Source organism: Ruegeria sp. HKCCA5839 (assembly GCF_013035585.1).
GTDB lineage: Bacteria > Pseudomonadota > Alphaproteobacteria > Rhodobacterales > Rhodobacteraceae > Ruegeria.
Window position 1 is genome coordinate 280,003 of sequence record NZ_WQIE01000005.1, and the last position, 17,906, is coordinate 297,908.

The window sequence follows — 17,906 nt, forward strand, 5'->3', positions numbered from 1 at the left end:
AAATAAACAACTTGTGTAGGCAATCTGCCTTGATTTCACGAAACCGCGACAATTCTGCTAAAGAAGGTGTTTGACTAGTCTGCCCTAACCGCGCGAAACTGGTGAAAAAAGTCAGGGAGAACAATCAGCCGATGGGAAAACACGGCCAAACGGGTGGGACGCCCGCATGACGGCATTGCTGTCCGTAAAGAACCTGAGCATCGGGTTCGGCGCGGGCGCTGATGTTGTCCAAGATGTCAGTTTTGAAGTGGACCCCGGCCAAACGCTTGCTTTGGTTGGTGAATCCGGCTCGGGGAAGACCATCTCGTGCCGTGCGGCGTTGCGTATTCTGCCACGTACTGCCCAGATCCGGTCCGGGTCGATTACGCTGAATGACTCGTATGGGCAAGCGGATTTGACAAAGATCAGTGAACGCGAGATGCGCGATATTCGAGGCAATCGCGTATCAATGATCTTTCAGGAGCCTATGCGCTCGCTTTCGCCCCTGCACAAGATCGGCAATCAGGTAAGCGAAGTGCTTTGGCTGCACGGAAAAATATCCGAAGCCGAAGCCCGCAAAAAGGTTCTGACTCAGTTTGAACGGGTTGGGTTTCCCGATCCCGAACGGGCCTTTGACTCGTACCCGTTTGAGCTGTCCGGCGGCATGCGACAACGTGCTATGATCGCGATGGCGATGGTGGCCAAGCCTGATCTGCTGATTGCGGATGAACCGACAACGGCATTGGACGTCACGACGCAAGCTCAGGTTCTGGGCCTGATCAAGGAATTGCAGCGTGAGACCGGTATGGCATTGATCCTTGTGACCCACGATCTGGGTGTCGTCGCCAACATGGCCGAAAAGGTCGTGGTGATGCACAAGGGCCGGATCATGGAATCCGGTCCCGCCGAGTTGATCCTGTCGGATCCCGCGCATCCCTACACAAGGCAGCTTTTCGATGCGGCACCGGAGATTCCGGAACACAATGAAGGCGCAACGCCAATGCCACACGAGGATCTTATCCTCGAAATGAAAGATGTCAGCAAAACCTATCAGATGCGTGCAACGAAGGGCTGGAAAGCAGACCGGTTGATACATGCCTGTCGTGGTGTGGATCTTAAGTTGGGGCGTGGGAAAACTCTGGCAATCGTCGGGGAAAGTGGCTCGGGCAAGACCACGGCTGCCCGGATCGCACTTGGGGCAGAGCTGCCCGATCCCGGTGGTCAAGTTCTTTTCCGAACAACCGCCGAAGCCGAGCCGATCACGGTTCACCAAATGACCAAAGCCGAGCGCACCGCGTTTCAGCGCAAAGCGCAAATGGTATTTCAAGACCCCTACAGCTCGCTCAGCCCTCGTATGCGCATTCAGGACGCGCTGACAGAACCGCTGGAAATCCACAGACTGGGCTCAGCCGCCGAACACCGTGAAAAAGCGGCCGAGATGTTGCGCTGGGTCGGTATGAACCCGGATATGTTGAAACGCTATCCACATGCGTTTTCCGGAGGGCAAAGACAGCGTTTGTCGATCGCCCGCGCGCTGATGCTGGACCCGACCCTGATCGTTTGTGATGAACCCACATCGGCGCTGGACGTCTCGGTGCAGGAACAGATCCTGACGCTGCTAGAGAAACTACAGACCGAGTTGAACCTGTCCTACCTGTTCATTTCTCACGATCTTGCGGTTGTCGCCCGGATCGCTGACGAAGTGGCGGTCATGCGGCGGGGGATGGTTGTCGAACAGGCGCCCCCCGAAACTCTTTTCTACAACCCCCGTCATCCGTACACCAAGGCATTGATCGCTGCCCAGCCAGAACCCGATATCAACCGCCCAATCAACCTGGAAATGGTTGCATTGGGGGCGGGTTCGCCGGACAGTTGGGAAGAAGCCTTCCGTTTCACGGACTCCGTGGTACCTTCATTGGTAGAATTGGAGCCCGGTCATAAGGTACGCTGCCATGTTTAAGACCACTCGCACATCACTTTTGGGCCTGACCCTGGCCCTGGCCGGAGTATTGCCTGGCTGGGCTGCGTCCCCGCCTGACCTGCAGGAAAGCCAGTTCTGGCAAAGCGAAGTCGCCGCTGGCAATCTACCGCCCGTGGCCGAACGTATCCCAGCAGAGCCGCTGATCGTAGACTTGGCGGCAAAAGGGCGCGAGATTGGCAAACCGGGTGGAACGCTGCGCACGATGGTGACGCGCAACAAGGACGTCCGGCAGATGGTCGTTTATGGCTATGCGCGGCTTGTAGGTTTTGACCAAAACTATGAACTGGCACCAGATATTCTGGAGTCGTTTGAGAACGAGAACAATCGTAAGTTCACTCTGAACCTGCGCGAAGGCCACAAATGGTCGGACGGGTCGCCGTTTACCTCTGAAGATTTCCGCTATTGGTGGGAAGATGTCGCCAATCACGAGGCACTCAGCCCCTCGGGCCCGCCAGACTTTTTGCTGGTTGAAGGCAAACCACCCACTGTCACCTTCCCCGATGAAACAACCGTTGTTTTCGAGTGGGACGATCCAAACCCGAACTTTCTGCAATCTCTGGCGCAAGCCCGGCCACCTTTCATCTACCGGCCATCGGCGTTTCTGAAGAAGTACCACGAAAACTATGCCAATACCGAGGATCTGGAGTTCGAGGTCGAAGACGCGCGTGTGACCAGTTGGGCCGCACTGCACAACAAGCTGGATAACCTCTATAAGTTCGACAATCACGAATTGCCAACGCTGCAGCCCTGGCTGAACGCCAGCTCGGGCAAGAAGATCCGGCATAATTTCGTACGCAATCCCTTCTACCACCGAGTCGATACCAACGGTGTTCAACTGCCCTATATCGACGTGGTTGAGATGGAGATTGTGGCCCCCGGTCTGGTGGCCGCCAAGACCAACGCTGGTGAAAGCGATCTTCAGGGCCGTGGCTTGTCATTCAGGGATGCCTCGATCCTGAAAAAGGGCGAAGCACAAGGGGATTACAAGACGCTGCTCTGGAAAACCGGTGTGGCGTCTCAGGTCGCGATCTATCCGAACCTGAACTATGAAGATGAGGTCTGGCGTGACGTGTTGCGTGACGTGCGTGTGCGCCGCGCCCTGTCGCTGGCAATCGATCGCAAGACGATCAATCAGGCGCTGTATTTCAAGCTGGCAAAACCGGGGGCAATGTCTGTTCTGCCCGCTTCGCCCTTCTATGACGAAGCCAATGCGCAGGCCTGGGCACAGTACGATATGGATCAGGCCAATGCCCTTCTGGACGAGGCGGGGCTAACCGAGCGTGATGGCAGCGGCATTCGGCTGCTGCCAGATGGCCGCCCGATGGAATTGATCGTCGAAACCGCCGGTGAACGGCAAGAGGTTGAAAACGCTTTGCAGATCGTCACCGACAATTGGCGCGACATTGGCGTCAAGTTGGTCATGCGCCCGCTGGATCGGGACATCCTTCGCAATCGAGTCTTTGCGGGCACCACGATGGCCTCTGTCTGGTTCGGCTGGGATGACGGCATCCCGCAAATGCACACATCACCGGCCTATCTGGCGCCGACCGACCAGGTGTTTCTCGCCTGGCCGAAATGGGGTCAGTTCTATCAAACCGGCGGCAGCGCAGGCGAAGCACCCGACATGCCCGAGGCAGAACGTCTGATGGCGCTTGCGCATGATTGGGAAGTCGCGACCTCGGATGAAGAGCGTAAGGCCGTCTGGACCGAGATGTTGAAAATTCATGCCGACCAGCTTTATGGCATCGGCATTCTGAACGGCGCACCGCAGCCGATTGTGGTTTCGAATCGCCTGCGCAATGTACCCGAGCAAGCCATGTGGGCCTGGGAGCCTGGCGCGCATTTCGGCATCCATCGGCCGGACGAATTCTTCTTCGCCGACTGAGCAGGAGCCACAAAATGGTCATGCTGCGCTATGCGGTGTATCGCTTTTTCACGATGCTGCTGACACTGCTGGTGGTGTCGGTGCTGATCTTCATCATCATCAACCTGCCGCCCGGCGATTACCTCAGCAACCAGATCACCGAGCTTCAGGCCTCGGGCCAGTCCGCAGGTGTGGCGAAAGCTGAATTTCTGCGTCAGGAATATGCGCTGGACCGTCCCTTGTGGGAACAATACCTGATCTGGATGGGGTTCTGGTCCGGGCCAAACGGGTTTGACGGGCTGATCCAGGGCAATTACGGATGGTCCTTCGAATTTGACCGCCCGGTGGCCGAGATCGTGGGTGACTCGCTGTGGCTGACCGCGGTGGTCAATCTAGCCGCGATCCTGTTTGTTTACGCGGTGGCCCTTCCCTTAGGCGTGCTGGCAGCCGCCAAGTCGCGCACATGGATCGACTACACCTCGGCCTTTGTCGGTTATCTGGGCCTGGCCACGCCGAACTTCTTGCTGGCGTTGATCCTGTTTTACTATGGCCATCAATATTTCAACCTGCCAATCGGTGGCCTCATGGACCCGATCTACGAAGGCCAGCCGATGAGCTGGGACAAGATGAAATCCATCCTACTGCACCTGATCGTGCCCACCTTTGTGATCGGCACCTCGGGCGCGTCGGCGATGATGCAACGCCTTCGGGCCAACATGCTGGACGAGCTGGGTAAACCTTACGTGGAAACCGCTGTGGCCAAAGGCATGGCGCCGTCGCGCATGTTGACGAAATACCCCCTGCGCATCGCCTTTAACCCTTTTGTGGCCGACATCGGCAACCTGTTGCCATCGATGGTCTCCGGCTCGGTTCTGGTTTCGGTTGTGCTGGGGCTTCAAACCATCGGCCCGACACTGCTGACCGCGCTCAAGACGCAAGATCAGTTCCTGTCGGCTTTCATCCTGATGTTTGTCGCGCTGCTGACCCTGATCGGCACCATGATTTCTGACATTCTGCTGGTCATGCTCGACCCGCGCATTCGATATGAGGGGCGTGAAGCATGACCAAACGCCCCGACGGTCGCTATGTCGACGATGCGCCTTTTGATCCCGATGCCTCACTGCAACAGGTCGAGCGCGCAGACCTGGACGCGCCCAATTGGGTGCTGGTCTGGCGCAAGTTCAAAACCCACAAACTGGGTTTGATTTCGGGTGTTTTCCTGCTGCTGTGCTATCTGATGCTGCCCTTTGCCGGCTTCATCGCACCCTATGGACCAAACGAGCGCAATGGCGAGCATCTTTATGCACCGCCGCAATCGATCCACTGGTTCCATGACGGAGAATTCATCGGCCCGCATGTCTATCCGATTGTGGCCGAAGCAGATCTTGAGACCTTTCAATGGACATTCACGCCCGATCTTGAGGACCCGCGTAAGATCAAGTTTTTCTGTGAAGGCACCGAATACAAGCTGGCAGGTTTGATCACCTCAGACACACATCTGTTCTGCCCGCCCGAAGGCGCGACACTGTTCCTGTGGGGCTCTGACAGGCTGGGACGCGACGTGTTCAGCCGTATCCTGTACGGGGCACAGCTTTCATTGACAGTGGGCTTGATCGGCATTTCGGTCTCGTTCTTCCTCGGCATCCTCTTCGGTTCGATTGCCGGGTATTTTGGGGGCAGGATTGACTGGGTGATCAACCGAGTGATCGAAATCCTGCGGTCCTTGCCCGAACTGCCCCTCTGGCTGGCCCTATCTGCTGCTGTCCCTTCAAATTGGAGCCCCGTGGCGGTCTTCTTCATCATCTCGATCATTCTGGGCATCCTCGATTGGCCCGGTCTGGCGCGATCCGTCCGCGCCAAATTCCTGTCTTTGCGCGAAGAAGAATACGTACGCGCTGCCGAGATGATGGGGGCCAGTTCCGGTCGTGTGATCCGCAAGCACCTGTTGCCAAACTTCATGTCGCACCTCATTGCCTCGGCCACGCTATCGATCCCTGCCATGATCCTCGGCGAGACCGCACTCAGCTTCCTTGGGCTGGGCCTGCGCGCACCGGCGGTTAGTTGGGGCGTGATGCTGAACGACGCCCAGAACCTCGCCTCGATCGAAATCTATCCCTGGACGGCGATCCCGATGCTTCCGATCATTGTGATTGTTCTGGCTTTCAACTTCCTGGGCGACGGGCTGCGCGACAGTCTGGACCCCTATCAGCAATGACACTGCTGTCCTCCCTACCCGCGCCTGACGCCTATACTGTCACCGGTGAGGGATGTTTGCCCAGCGCCTTTGCGGTGTCCGAACTGGCGACAGCCAGCTTTGCCGCCGTAGGGCAAGAGCTTGCCTGGTTGACCACATCGCTAAATCTTACGGCTCAGACGCCGGAGGTCTCCGTAGACCATCGGCTTGCTTCTTTGTGGTTTGGTTTTTCATTCAAGCCCGAGGGATGGGAAATGCCCAGCCTGTGGGATGCGATTGCCGGGGATTACAGAACCGCCGATGGTTGGATTCGGCTGCATACCAATCTGGATCACCACCGCGCTGCCGCATTGAAAGTCCTTGAGGTCGCGCCGGAACGTGATCGTGTGGCCGAGGCGCTCAAAACCTGGAACGCCAGCGCGTTGGAGGCTGCCATCGTTGCTCAGGGTGGAGCGGCTGCCACTATGCGCAGCCGGTCAGACTGGCAAGACCATCCGCAGGGCCGAGCCGTGGCGCGCGAGCCGCTGATCGGATGGAACAGCCCACGCAAGGTCCATCTGCGCGACCGCCCTCAGGCCACACAGTCGCGTCCGCTTGCCGGGTTGCGCGTGTTGGACATGACGCGCATTCTGGCCGGTCCGGTCTCGACCCGTACGCTTGCGGGGTTCGGAGCCGACGTTCTACGGATAGACCCCGCGGGTTGGGACGAGCCCGGAGTGATCCCGGACATTTCTCTGGGCAAAACCTGCGCCTATCTGGATCTCAAAACCGAAGCAGGCATGCAAAAGCTGCACGATTTGCTGCGCGAGGCGGATGTGTTTGTGCATGGGTATCGCCCCGGAGCGCTGGACGCTTTGGGCCTGACCAAGGCCAAACGCGACGAGTTGGCACCCGACCGGATCGAAGTCACGTTGGATGCCTATGGGTGGCAAGGGCCCTGGGCCGGGCGTCGTGGCTTTGACAGCCTTGTGCAGATGAGTGCCGGCATCGCGGATGCCGGGCGCGTTTGGGCCAATGCCGACAAACCCACTCCCCTGCCGGTTCAGGCGCTGGACCATGCCACAGGCTATCTCTTGGCCGCCGCTGTGCTATCCGCTCTGTCTGCGGCGGCCTCGGATCAGTCGGTCATGGACGCCCAGCTGTCTCTGGCGCGCACGGCAGAATTGTTGGCCACCTTGTCCAAAGGGGCGGAAGGTCCGAAAATTTCGGCCACTGCGTCAGACTACGCGCCTGAAACCGAGGCCTCGGGCTGGGGTCCCGGACACAGGCTGGCTTCGGCCCTGACAGTTGGCACCGCAAAGATGGTCTGGGACCTGCCAGCGCCAAAGCTCGGCACCGCGCCCGCCAACTGGCCCATGTTGGCCGCGTAACCCGCCCGCCGCGAGGTACGCGCGGCCCGGCCCAACGCTTTGGACGGCATCTCTTCAGAGATGCAGGTCAAAGGGGCGGGAGCACCCGTTACCGGTCATCCCCGCCGGGGCCGATATCGTCCAGATAATCTTCATCAATGGCCGCCTGAACAGCGCCCGTCACCGCCTCGCGCTGTTTTGGGGTCAGATCCTCTGCCTCTTTGTCATCCGCCAACCGCACGGTGACCTCACGGTGGGCAAAGCGAATGCCTTCACGGGCAAATAACTCGCGGATTTCCTGATAGACCTTCTTGCGCACCAGCCACTGATCCCCCGGTTTGGTCATGAACTTCACCCGAATGATCATCGCCGAATCCTGCATCTCGATCACACCCTGTGATTTCAGCGGTTGGATAAAGTTTTCGCCGATCACCGGATCGCTCAGCAGCTCCTGCCCCAGCTTCTTGATCAGCTTGCGCACTTTCTCGACATCGGTGTCATACGTCACCCGCAAGGGCAGCTTCATGATCACCCAGTCGCGGGAATAGTTGGTCAGCACCTTGATCTCACCAAAGGGAATGGTGTTCAGCGCCCCCAGGTGGTGCCGCAGCTGGAAAGACCGGACCGAGATCTTTTCGACCGTCCCTTTCACATCGCCAATGTCGATATATTCGCCTTTGCGGAACGCATCATCCATCAGGAAAAACGCACCCGAAAAGATATCGCGCACCAGTGTTTGCGAGCCAAAGCCAACCGCCAGACCCACGACACCGGCACCCGCAAAAAGCGGGCTGACATTGATGCCCAACTCCATCAGAGCAATCAGCGCAATGGTGACGACTACCACCGCCAGGATCGCACCCCGGAACAGTGGCAGCAACGTGGCCAGACGGCTCTGTCCACCTTCGCCACCCTCATCGCCCAATTCGGTCTCGGCGGCATTATCTTCGGCCTCTTCGGCGATCTTGCTGTCGATCCAGATCCGGAAGAAATGAAAGAGAATATAGCCGATGAACAGGATCACCATCACATCCAGCGCCCGCTCAATCGGCAGATCCTCGCTCCAACTTGCCTGCGGGTACCAGATGACCACCAGTGCGTAGAGACCGACGACAAAGGCCAAAATGCCTGCGACGCGACGCGCCAGGTCTTCGTAGGTCACAATCGCATGGCGTCGCATTTCCGCCTGAGGCGTTGCTTGTGCGTTGTCCTCAGGGTCAGCCTGAACCTGAACGTCAGACGCGCTCAGTTCGGCCATTTTTCGATTGCGGTCGAAATAGCGCTCCAACAGGTAGTTCATTGCCCCATAGGCCACGACAACCGACATGAAGATGGCATAGCTGCTGGCCACAATCGGCAGCGAGTCTTCGACTTCCAGCACCAGATCCACCGCCAGTTTGAACCAGCTGAAAATCATGTAAAGCATCAATACAGGCGCCCAGGCATATGAGATGAAACGTAAAATCCAAGACACTTGAGCCGCCGCGCGGCCACCGCGGATCGCGTTCGAAATGGCTCTGGCGTTGAACAGGATCATCAGCACGTTACCGACCATTCCGATCAAGGTCAGTCCGCCATAAACCAGTGCATAGATGTTGTAGTTCAACCCGAAATCCGCGACCCAAGTCGAGAACATCACTGCCGAGATATCATAGGTCGCCAGGGCGGATGCCCAAATATACAATCGCTTTGCGTCGCGATCAGAGAATGGGGGCAAACGGTACTGGCTAAGATAAGGCGAAAGAACCATGCGCCACAGGTCAGAGACCGTTCGTGATAAAAAGAAAGCCGTGAATATGGCGGTCACTGTGAACTGGATCGAAATGTCTTCTGCTTCACCAAAGAACAAAAAGCCTACGATCAATGCCATCACCATGGCAAAGATTGTACCGCCAACACCCATCACGAACCGGAACACCAGGAAGGGCATCTTCTCACGATAACCTTGCGGGTTTTCTTTTATTTTTCCGACAACCCACCGGCGTGCGATCCGCTTCCCGTAGATTTCAATAGACAGCCAGCGCCCGACCAAGAGGAACAGAATGTTCCAGCCCAGAACCTCGACATAGGTTAGAATGCGGCCATCCGGGCTGGTCTGTCGCAAAACGTATTCGACCTCGAATTTCGAATAGGGCAACGCCTCTAATCGCGAGTTGAGCGAATCCCGGAATGTCGAAAAGCGCTTCTGCGCCCGCATCAGCTGAGACCCCTCCTCTATCGGATTGGTCTCGGTCTCGCTGGCTGCAGCGGTCGCTGTGCCTGACGTGCTGACGATCTGTCCCGCGCTGTCGATGACGATGACGCTGGCCCCTGCCTCGGTTGCGGATCGGATTGCGCCTGCAAGATCGCTTTCAGGTTCCTCAGTTTCGGACACGCCCGTCGAATAGCCCGGTATCAGCGGAACCTGAGCATTTGCACCGGACAAAGCCGCAAAACAGGCCAGCCAAAGGGTCAAGAAAAGCCCTGAAAAAACGTCTTTGCTCATTGTCCGATATCACCCAGTTCGCAGATAGCGGCCAGACTACATAAGCCACGGCATCTGTTCAAATCTGCCCGGTCTGGGCGGCCTGAACCTGTTGCCTTGGCGCGCCAATGCTGATCGACCGGATAAAGTGTTTTCAAACTAAGGGAAATTGAATATGACCGCGCAGGAAAGGGTCGGCTTGCGGTGCTTTGGCCTGGCTGGCTGGTCCGCAACTCGGGCCATAATGGTTCGATGCGCGTCAACACTGTGATCATTCAGCAAACAAACACTCTTTTGCGGATCGAAAATGGCCTTTTGGCAAGCGGCGCCAAACCATATAGGGTAGCAGGTGCAAACGCGCGGACTTTGCATGTTGAAGTGAAGCAGGCGAAAACATGAGCCTAAAGAAGAAATACGAAAACCCCTGCCGCGCACCGCGCATACTGTTCTACAGCCACGATACGTTCGGTCTGGGCCATCTGCGCAGGTCTCGTGCCTTGGCGGCTTCGATCACCAAGGCCAACCCAAAATCATCGGCATTGATCCTGACCGGGTCACCCGTTGCCGGACGCTTTACCTTTCCACGGCGCGTGGACCATGTTCGCTTACCTGGTGTAACCAAGCGTTCGGACGGGTCTTACGCGGCACAAACTATGGGGATGAGCATTGACGAGGTCACAGAGCTTCGCGCCAGCCTGATCAAGACTTCGGTCAAACAGTTCGAACCAGACGTGCTGATCGTCGACAAAGAGCCCACCGGATTTCGGGGCGAACTGATACAAACTCTGGAATACCTTGAAGGATCCTGTGATACCAAGCTGGTTCTGGGGCTGCGCGATGTTCTGGACGAACCGGACGTTCTGGCTGCCGAATGGGCCCGGAAAGAGGCGGTAGCAGCCACCGAGCGGTTCTATCACGAAATCTGGGTCTATGGATTGCGTTCGGTTTATGACCCGACGATCGGCCTGCCGTTGTCCCCCGCCACGCAAAACCGGATCCACTGGACGGGGTATCTGCGCCGTGATCTGGGCCCGGTCGGAGAGCCCCCTGAACAGCCCTATATTCTGATCACGCCCGGCGGTGGTGGCGACGGCAAGGCAATGGTCAACCTTGTGCTTTCGGCCTATGAGCAAGACCCCGATCTGTCGCCGCGCGCTGTGCTGGTCTATGGTCCATTCCTTTCAGGCGAATTGCGCGAAGAGTTCGAAACCCGCGTCGCGGCCCTGAACGGGCGGGTGACCGCTGTTGGCTTCGAATCCGAGATCGAAACGCTTTTCGCGGGTGCCTCGGGGGTGGTCTGCATGGGGGGATACAACACATTCTGCGAAGTTCTATCCTTCGACAAACCCGCCGTGATCGTGCCCAGAACCACACCGCGGCTGGAACAGTGGATCCGGGCGTCGCGCGCAGAAGAGTTGGGGCTGGTGCGGATGCTGGACGAAACTCGTGACGGGCTGACGCCTGACGCGATGATCCGCGCGATCCGAAACCTGCCCAATCAGCCTGTCCCGTCTCAGGCCATCGGCGCCGGGTTGCTGGAAGGGTTGGACTATGTCTCGCGGCGTGTGGGCGCATTACTGGGCCAGGAAAAAGAGCGCGCCGCAGGATGACATCAACAAGCCCTAAGCTGGCGGTGCTGGTCAAAGGCTGGCCGCGCCTGTCCGAGACGTTCATCGCGCAAGAGCTGGTGGCGCTGCAAGAGGCCGGTCACCACTTCGATATCTGGTCACTGCGCCACCCAACGGATACCAAACGTCATCCCTTGCACGACCGGTTTCAGGGCAAGGTGCATTACCTGCCGGAATATCTGCATGATGAACCTGAACGCCTGATCCACGCGCGCGCCTACGCGCGCCGCTTGCCGGGCTATGCGCGCGCCTATGACATCTGGCGCAAAGACCTGCGCCGCGATCTGTCACACAACCGCATCCGCCGCTTTGGCCAGGCCTGTGTTCTGGCCACTGAGTTGCCCGACGACACGAGGGCATTGTATGCGCATTTCATGCACACGCCCTCTTCGGTCGCGCGATATGCTGCCATCATGCGCGATATCCCCTGGAGCTTTTCTGCCCACGCCAAGGACATCTGGACCTCGCCTGATTGGGAAAAGCGCGAAAAGCTGCACTCCATTACCTATGGCGCTACCTTCGGCGCGACCTGCACCGCCATTGGGGCCCAACATCTGCGCGCATTGGCGGATGATCCGGCACGCATTGATCTGATCTATCACGGGCTTGATCTGTCCCGCTTTCCAGACGCACCTCGGAAAGCCATACGCCGATCCACTGACCCGTTTCAAATGCTGTCCGTTGGTCGATTGGTTGAGAAAAAGGGGTTCGACCGTTTGCTTGAGGCTTTCGCTTTGTTGCCCGAAGACCTGAACTGGCGCTGGACACATATTGGTGGTGGTACGCTGGCCGATGCGTTGCAACAGCAAGCAGATGCTTTGGGGCTCTCAGAGAGGATCACCTGGAAAGGCGCCTGTGATCAGCCCGAGGTGATTGCGGATATGCGCCAGTCGGATCTGTTTGTGCTGCCCAGCAGGATTGCAGCGGACGGCGACCGCGACGGGCTGCCCAATGTGCTGATGGAGGCAGCCTCGCAATTGCTGCCGATCCTGTCGACCCCGGTTTCGGCCATCCCCGAATTCATCGAAAACGGCACCCATGGCATGTTGTCGGAGGATCAGCCCAAGGCTCTAGCCAAGGCCATTACCGACCTGGCTGCGACACCGGAAATGACCACCGCCATGGCCCAGGCTGCGCACGACCGTTTGCTCGCCGAGTTTCGCATGGGCCCGGGCATCGCGCGTTTGTCAGCGCGGCTGCATGCGCTTTGTTGCGGTGGCGTATAATGGCACGCGTGGCGTTCTATGCCCCGATGAAGCCACCCCACAGCGCAAAGCCGTCGGGTGACCGGGAAATGGCGCGCAACCTTATGTCGGCCATCGGGGCGTATGGGGATAAAGTTGATCTTGTCTCGGATCTGCGGGTTTTCGACAAATCCGGAGATGCCGGTCTGCAGGATGATTTGTTTGGAAAGGCCGAGCTTGAGGCAGACAGGCTGATCCACGATTTGAACCCGGAAACCGATCTCTGGGTCACCTATCACAACTATTACAAAGCCCCTGACCTGCTGGGGCCGAAGGTGTGCGCGGCGCGCGGCATTCCTTATGTGCAGATGGAAAGCACTAGGGCGCAGTCGCGACTGGACGGAGAATGGGATCGTTTTGCCCGCGCCGCCCACGACGCCTGCGACGCAGCGGATGTGATTTTTTATCACACGGCCAATGATCTGATTGCGTTGTCTCGGGACAAGCGGGAGGCACAGGTCCTGGCCGAACTTCCACCTTTTCTACCCAGCCGACACTTGCCCCGAGCCTCTGACCTTAGCGGGCCGATGCTGAGTGTCGGCATGATGCGCCACGGGGACAAACTGGCCTCATACCGGATCCTTGTAGATGCGTTACGCCATCTGCGCGGCGACTGGTCGCTTGAGATTGCAGGCGATGGCGCCGCGCGCGCCGAGGTCGAGCGGTTGATGGCACCCCATGGCGCAAGGGTCCGGTTCCTAGGCCAGTTGGAGCGCGATGCGCTGCAAAACGCTTATGGGTCTGCGTCACTATTTGTGTGGCCGGGCGTGAACGAAGCCTATGGTATGGTCTATCTGGAAGCGCAGGCCGCAGGTTTGCCCGTCGTCGCACAGGATCGACCCGGAGTGCGTGACGTACTGGCCCCAGCCAATTATCCACGGCCTGAGGACGGGCCCGAAGGTCTAGCGCACCGAATGCAGGCCCTGTTGGACGCGCCCGACTTGCGCCGTAGCGAAGGTGCGCGGGTGCGCGACTATGTCGGCACCCGCCATCTGATGCCCGCCGCATCGCAAGCGATCTGGTCGGTTCTGCGCCCGATGCTTGAGGCACGCGCATGACGCGGCTGGCCCTGATACGCCACGGTCACACCGCCTGGAATCGGGCCGGTCGTATTCAGGGACGCAGCGACATCCCGCTGGACGAGGACGCACGGGCGGAACTGTCTGGCTATGCTCTGCCACCTCCTTGGGACAGCGCGCAGCTTTGGTCCAGCCCCTTGGCACGGGCAGTCGAGACGGCAAAGCTGATCTCGGGACGGGATCCTCGGCAGGATGACGCGCTGACCGAGATGAATTGGGGCGATTGGGAGGGCCAGCGCGGCGCGGACCTGATCGCCGATCCCGAAAGCGGCTATCGCCATATTGAAGAATGGGGCTGGGATTATCGCCCGGAGAACGGGGAAAGCCCCGCCGAGCTCTGGGCGCGACTTCAGCCCTGGCTGAGCGGACTTGAGGAGGATGCCGTGGCAGTATGCCATATCGGGATCATGCGGGTCATTCTGGCCAAGGCCTGGGGTTGGAACTTTGACCGCCCTGCCCCGTTCAAAATCAAACGCAACCGGCTGTTCATCGTCGATCTGGCCACTATGGAACCTGAGTCCGAGCCGGTTCGCCTGCTACCAAAAGAGACCACGTCATGAAGGTGATGATCGTGGTGACCCATTTGCTTGGCACCGGACATCTGAGCCGTGCCTTGACCTTGGGTCGTTCCTTTTCTGAAGCAGGGCACGAGGTTTTTGTGATTTCAGGTGGGATGCCGGCGCCTCAGTTCGATACCAACGGGTTGAGCATACTCAACCTGCCACCGTTGCAATCGGACGGCGTGAATTTCACGCGTCTGCTGGATCAAAGCGGCAGTGAGGTCGACAAGACCTATTTGACCGCTCGCCAAACTGCTCTTGTTCAGGCCTTGCACAGCTTTGCCCCCGATCTGCTGATCACCGAGCTTTATCCTTTTGGTCGCCGCGTTCTTGCGGATGAGTTTTTGGCGCTGTTGTCTACCGCGGAAGGGTTGACGCGACGACCGGTCGTCCTGAGCTCGATCCGGGATATATTGGCCCCGCCTTCAAAACCTGCGAAGGTTGAACAGGCAAATACAGTACTCACCCGGTTCTATGACGGTGTGTTGGTGCATTCGGATCCTGAGGTCATCCCTTTGCAAAGCAGCTGGCCAGTTTCACCGGAATTGGCACGCAAGCTGCACTATACCGGCTTTGTTGCCCCGATCCCTGCTGAGCTGCACCCCGACCGGGTCGGCGCAGGCGAGATAGTAGTCAGCGCAGGCGGCGGCGCGGTGGGGCAGCCGATCTTCCGCGCCGCCATCGAGGCTGCCCGGAAGATGACCATCAGGCGCTGGCGCCTGTTGGTTGGTGGCACGGACGGCGCGGAACGGCGCACCGAACTGTCGGGGCTGGCACGGGGCGCACCCGTAATCGTCGAGCCGCTGCGCCCGGATTTCCGGCACATGCTGAACCACGCAGCCGCTTCGGTCAGCATGTGCGGCTATAACACTGCGATGGATCTGCTCCAAAGCGGTTGTCCGGCTGTTGTTGTTCCCTTTGATGCAGGCAACGAGGTTGAACAAAGCTTGCGTGCGCAGAACCTTTCCCGACTTGATGCCTTCGAGGTCATTCCCAGCGCCCAGCTGAACGGTGACACGCTGGCCGCAGCTTTGGACCGGGTGATCACGCAAGGTTCCAGACCCGTCACCGCGCAGGGGTTTGACGGGGCCCGGCGCACGGTCGAGATTGCGACCACCCTGGTGGAGGCACGACGATGAAACCCGACTGGACCCCTTTGCGCGCGGAACTGGCGCTGTGGCGGCAAGCTGGGCTGACATTGCCGCTTTGGTGGCGCGATGATGATGCTGTCACCGTCACCCCGCAACTGGAACAGCTTACCGAGTTGTCGAACACGCTTGGCCTGCCGGTTCATCTGGCGGTTATCCCCCAGACGGCCCAAACTGACTTGGCGGATTTTCTGAGAGTTAATCCTCAGCTGATCCCCGTAGTCCATGGGTGGGCCCATACCAATCACGCGCCAGCCGACGAGAAAAAGGCCGAGTTTCGCCTGCACCGCCCGCTTGAGGCACTTAGCACCGAGGCCGAGGCCGGGTTGAACCGGTTGCAGGACCTGTTCGGCCAAAGCCTCGCGCCGATGTTTGTGCCGCCTTGGAACCGAATTGCCGGCGAGGTGATCGCCGAACTGCCCAAGCTGGGTTACCGGTTTCTGTCCACTGCGACCCCGCGCAAAAGTGCCTATCCGGCCGACGGGCTTGCCCAGGTCAACACCCATCTGGACCCGATCGACTGGCGTGGCACACGTAGCCTGAAGCATCCCGGTGCGTTGATTGAACAAACCGTTTGCTTGCTACAAGACCGCCGCAACGGGCGCAGCGACGACAGCGAACCTTTCGGTATCCTGACCCACCATCTGGTCCATGACCCTGATATCTGGGCCTTTACCCACGATCTGATTACGCAGCTTCTGGAGGGGCCCGGCCATCTCTGGACCGCACATGACACATCCGAACTTCAAGGAGACCCCGCATGAGCCGACTCGATTCCATGCTGCGCCGACTGACCGCCCAGCGTGATGGTCTGAACTGGGCTGCTGAACAGATCCGTGACCTGGACGGAGATGTTCTAGACATGGGGCTAGGCAATGGCCGCACCTATCATCACCTGCGCGAGATCCTGCCCGAGCGGCGTATCTGGGTGATGGACCGGGTGTTGCAATGTCACCCCGACAGCACCCCACCCGCCGAGGATTTCCTGCAAGGTGATGCAGAACCTGTGCTGCAAAAGCTGGCCGAGACCGGCCAAAGCTTTGTCATGGCCCATTACGATTTTGGTCGCGGCATCAAATCGGAAGATGTGGCCGAAGCAGCCCGGCTCAGCCCTATGATCGCGGCGATCATGAAACCCGGCGGATTGCTGATTTCGGGTCAGCCGCTGGTGGGGTTCGAACAGATCAAAGGCCCGGACACAATCGCGCCGGACCGCTATCTGTTCTACCGCGCCTGATCAGGCAACGCGCTGGCCGCGTGCCCAAACCGCGCTGAGCGCTGGCACATCCGACCGCAGACGGAAGCGCAACAGATCGGCGCGTGCTCCGGCCTGCAAAGCTCCGCGATCCTCGAGACCCACAGCTTGCGCTGGCGTTTGGGTCACGGTTCGGATCCCGCGCGGCATGTCCCCCCAAAGCTGTCCGAGCATGACAGCCGAGAGCAGCAGCGCAGAGGGCACGTAGTCGGAGGACATGATATCCAGATGATCCAGCTCGGCCAATTCGCGGGCCGAGACATTGCCCGAATGTGACCCGCCGCGGATCACATTTGGTGCGCCCATCATCACTTTGATCCCATGGGTGTGGCAGGCCTTAGCGGCCTCGACCGTAGTGGGAAATTCGGCCAGACGAATGCCGTGGCCTGCCGACACGCGCACCTGATCTTCAGTCGTGTCATCATGGCTGGCCAGAACAGCGCCAAAGCGCCGAGCAGCTTTGACGGTTTCGACCTCATGTGCGTCTCCATGCCGGTCGCGCAAGGTTTTCAACTGGGCAACATGCTGCATGAATGTGTCGTCATCCATCGCATATTTGCCCTTCATATAGGCCTCGAGCTTGGTCAAATCCCGGAATTGCCGCTGCCCCGGCGTGTGATCCATGATGGAGACAAGCCCGACCCGGTCGTGTTGGTCGAACTCTTCCAACTCTTCGATCAGTGTTTCCGAACAGACCTCGGCTCGAAGATGAAGGAAATGGCTGATCTTCAGCGCATCCTGCTCGCGCAGTTGCCAAAGCTCTTGCGACAGACCGCGCGCGTATTTCAGGTATTTTCTCGCGCCAGAGGGAATGGAACCTACGCGCATTGCATCAAACACGGTGGTGATACCGGTGCTGGCCAGTTCAGCGTCATGAGCAATGATCGCCGAGGCATGAGGCCAATCGACGCCCGGGCGCGGTTGAATATGACGCTCCAGATTGTCCGTGTGTAGCTCAACCAGACCGGGGCATAGGAAATCGCCCTCGCAATCCACCGCATCGGGCGGCACCGCAGCGCCTGTGTTCACTTCTGCAATGGTCTCGCCCGAAATACGAAGGCTGCCGGTCACCATCTCATCGGGCAGGATGAGCGTTGCATTGGCAAGGATCAATTCTTCTGTCATCTGAACTTCATAGGGTTTGAGCTATAGGAACGGCCA

General features: G+C 58.8%; 14 protein-coding genes. 12 read left to right on the plus strand and 2 right to left on the minus strand.

The window, feature by feature from the left end; genetic code table 11:
* Positions 1-166: 166 nt before the first annotated feature.
* From GOV38_RS15345 to GOV38_RS15365, 5 genes are read left to right on the plus strand one after another with little or no spacing between them, the layout of a single operon-like run.
* Positions 167-1,939, plus strand: coding sequence for an ABC transporter ATP-binding protein (locus GOV38_RS15345; RefSeq protein WP_171209420.1), 1,773 nt, complete (start codon positions 167-169; stop codon positions 1,937-1,939).
* Entirely contained in the window at positions 1,932-3,845 is a 1,914-nt protein-coding gene (locus GOV38_RS15350) for an ABC transporter substrate-binding protein (RefSeq protein ID WP_171209419.1), read from the plus strand. Before GOV38_RS15345 ends, GOV38_RS15350 begins: the two co-directional genes overlap by 8 nt.
* A 14-nt stretch (positions 3,846-3,859) precedes the next feature.
* On the plus strand, positions 3,860-4,888 hold the full coding sequence (locus GOV38_RS15355; RefSeq protein ID WP_171100612.1) for an ABC transporter permease: 1,029 nt from the start codon (positions 3,860-3,862) through the stop codon (positions 4,886-4,888).
* Positions 4,885-6,039: an ABC transporter permease gene (locus GOV38_RS15360; protein WP_171209418.1), complete on the plus strand. Its 1,155-nt coding sequence runs from the start codon at positions 4,885-4,887 to the stop codon at positions 6,037-6,039. Before GOV38_RS15355 ends, GOV38_RS15360 begins: the two co-directional genes overlap by 4 nt.
* Positions 6,036-7,388, plus strand: a complete 1,353-nt coding sequence (locus GOV38_RS15365) for a CoA transferase (protein ID WP_171209417.1) — start codon at positions 6,036-6,038, stop codon at positions 7,386-7,388. The genes GOV38_RS15360 and GOV38_RS15365 overlap by 4 nt, the downstream gene beginning before the upstream one ends.
* 88 nt (positions 7,389-7,476) lie before the next feature.
* On the opposite strand, the gene GOV38_RS15370 is transcribed toward GOV38_RS15365, so the two are convergent.
* Positions 7,477-9,852 (minus strand): mechanosensitive ion channel family protein, encoded by a 2,376-nt coding sequence (locus tag GOV38_RS15370; RefSeq protein ID WP_171209416.1) that lies wholly within the window; start codon positions 9,850-9,852, stop codon positions 7,477-7,479.
* Between the two features lie 374 nt (positions 9,853-10,226).
* On the opposite strand from GOV38_RS15370, the gene GOV38_RS15375 reads away from it, so the two are divergent.
* Genes GOV38_RS15375 through GOV38_RS15405 form a run of 7 tightly spaced genes read left to right on the plus strand, consistent with a single transcriptional unit; the run spans position 10,227 to position 16,727 of the window.
* Positions 10,227-11,441 (plus strand): glycosyltransferase family protein, encoded by a 1,215-nt coding sequence (locus tag GOV38_RS15375; RefSeq protein ID WP_171131672.1) that lies wholly within the window; start codon positions 10,227-10,229, stop codon positions 11,439-11,441.
* A complete protein-coding gene (locus tag GOV38_RS15380) occupies positions 11,438-12,685 on the plus strand; it encodes a glycosyltransferase family 4 protein (protein ID WP_171209415.1) in 1,248 nt (415 codons plus the stop codon). The genes GOV38_RS15375 and GOV38_RS15380 overlap by 4 nt, the downstream gene beginning before the upstream one ends.
* Positions 12,685-13,761: a glycosyltransferase family 4 protein gene (locus GOV38_RS15385; protein WP_171209414.1), complete on the plus strand. Its 1,077-nt coding sequence runs from the start codon at positions 12,685-12,687 to the stop codon at positions 13,759-13,761. Before GOV38_RS15380 ends, GOV38_RS15385 begins: the two co-directional genes overlap by 1 nt.
* Positions 13,758-14,342, plus strand: coding sequence for a histidine phosphatase family protein (locus tag GOV38_RS15390; RefSeq protein ID WP_171209413.1), 585 nt, complete (start codon positions 13,758-13,760; stop codon positions 14,340-14,342). Before GOV38_RS15385 ends, GOV38_RS15390 begins: the two co-directional genes overlap by 4 nt.
* On the plus strand, positions 14,339-15,481 hold the full coding sequence (locus tag GOV38_RS15395; protein ID WP_171209412.1) for a glycosyltransferase family protein: 1,143 nt from the start codon (positions 14,339-14,341) through the stop codon (positions 15,479-15,481). The genes GOV38_RS15390 and GOV38_RS15395 overlap by 4 nt, the downstream gene beginning before the upstream one ends.
* Complete coding sequence (locus tag GOV38_RS15400; RefSeq protein WP_171209411.1) at positions 15,478-16,254, plus strand: polysaccharide deacetylase family protein; 777 nt, start codon at positions 15,478-15,480, stop codon at positions 16,252-16,254. Before GOV38_RS15395 ends, GOV38_RS15400 begins: the two co-directional genes overlap by 4 nt.
* Positions 16,251-16,727, plus strand: a complete 477-nt coding sequence (locus GOV38_RS15405; protein WP_171209410.1) for a class I SAM-dependent methyltransferase — start codon at positions 16,251-16,253, stop codon at positions 16,725-16,727. The genes GOV38_RS15400 and GOV38_RS15405 overlap by 4 nt, the downstream gene beginning before the upstream one ends.
* Here GOV38_RS15405 and GOV38_RS15410 read toward each other — a convergent pair whose 3' ends face one another.
* Entirely contained in the window at positions 16,728-17,870 is a 1,143-nt protein-coding gene (locus GOV38_RS15410; protein WP_171209409.1) for an alpha-D-ribose 1-methylphosphonate 5-triphosphate diphosphatase, read from the minus strand.
* Between the last annotated feature and the right edge of the window lie 36 nt (positions 17,871-17,906).

Excerpts from the sequence above, each read along its gene's own strand:
- GOV38_RS15345 (WP_171209420.1), top strand. The coding sequence starts at position 167 with ATGACGGCATTGCTGTCCGTAAAGAACCTGAGCATCGGGTTCGGCGCG.
- GOV38_RS15350 (WP_171209419.1), top strand. The coding sequence starts at position 1,932 with ATGTTTAAGACCACTCGCACATCACTTTTGGGCCTGACCCTGGCCCTG.
- GOV38_RS15355 (WP_171100612.1), top strand. The coding sequence starts at position 3,860 with ATGGTCATGCTGCGCTATGCGGTGTATCGCTTTTTCACGATGCTGCTG.
- GOV38_RS15360 (WP_171209418.1), top strand. The coding sequence starts at position 4,885 with ATGACCAAACGCCCCGACGGTCGCTATGTCGACGATGCGCCTTTTGAT.
- GOV38_RS15365 (WP_171209417.1), top strand. The coding sequence starts at position 6,036 with ATGACACTGCTGTCCTCCCTACCCGCGCCTGACGCCTATACTGTCACC.
- GOV38_RS15370 (WP_171209416.1), bottom strand. The coding sequence starts at position 9,852 with ATGAGCAAAGACGTTTTTTCAGGGCTTTTCTTGACCCTTTGGCTGGCC.
- GOV38_RS15375 (WP_171131672.1), top strand. The coding sequence starts at position 10,227 with ATGAGCCTAAAGAAGAAATACGAAAACCCCTGCCGCGCACCGCGCATA.
- GOV38_RS15380 (WP_171209415.1), top strand. The coding sequence starts at position 11,438 with ATGACATCAACAAGCCCTAAGCTGGCGGTGCTGGTCAAAGGCTGGCCG.
- GOV38_RS15385 (WP_171209414.1), top strand. The coding sequence starts at position 12,685 with ATGGCACGCGTGGCGTTCTATGCCCCGATGAAGCCACCCCACAGCGCA.
- GOV38_RS15390 (WP_171209413.1), top strand. The coding sequence starts at position 13,758 with ATGACGCGGCTGGCCCTGATACGCCACGGTCACACCGCCTGGAATCGG.
- GOV38_RS15395 (WP_171209412.1), top strand. The coding sequence starts at position 14,339 with ATGAAGGTGATGATCGTGGTGACCCATTTGCTTGGCACCGGACATCTG.
- GOV38_RS15400 (WP_171209411.1), top strand. The coding sequence starts at position 15,478 with ATGAAACCCGACTGGACCCCTTTGCGCGCGGAACTGGCGCTGTGGCGG.
- GOV38_RS15405 (WP_171209410.1), top strand. The coding sequence starts at position 16,251 with ATGAGCCGACTCGATTCCATGCTGCGCCGACTGACCGCCCAGCGTGAT.
- GOV38_RS15410 (WP_171209409.1), bottom strand. The coding sequence starts at position 17,870 with ATGACAGAAGAATTGATCCTTGCCAATGCAACGCTCATCCTGCCCGAT.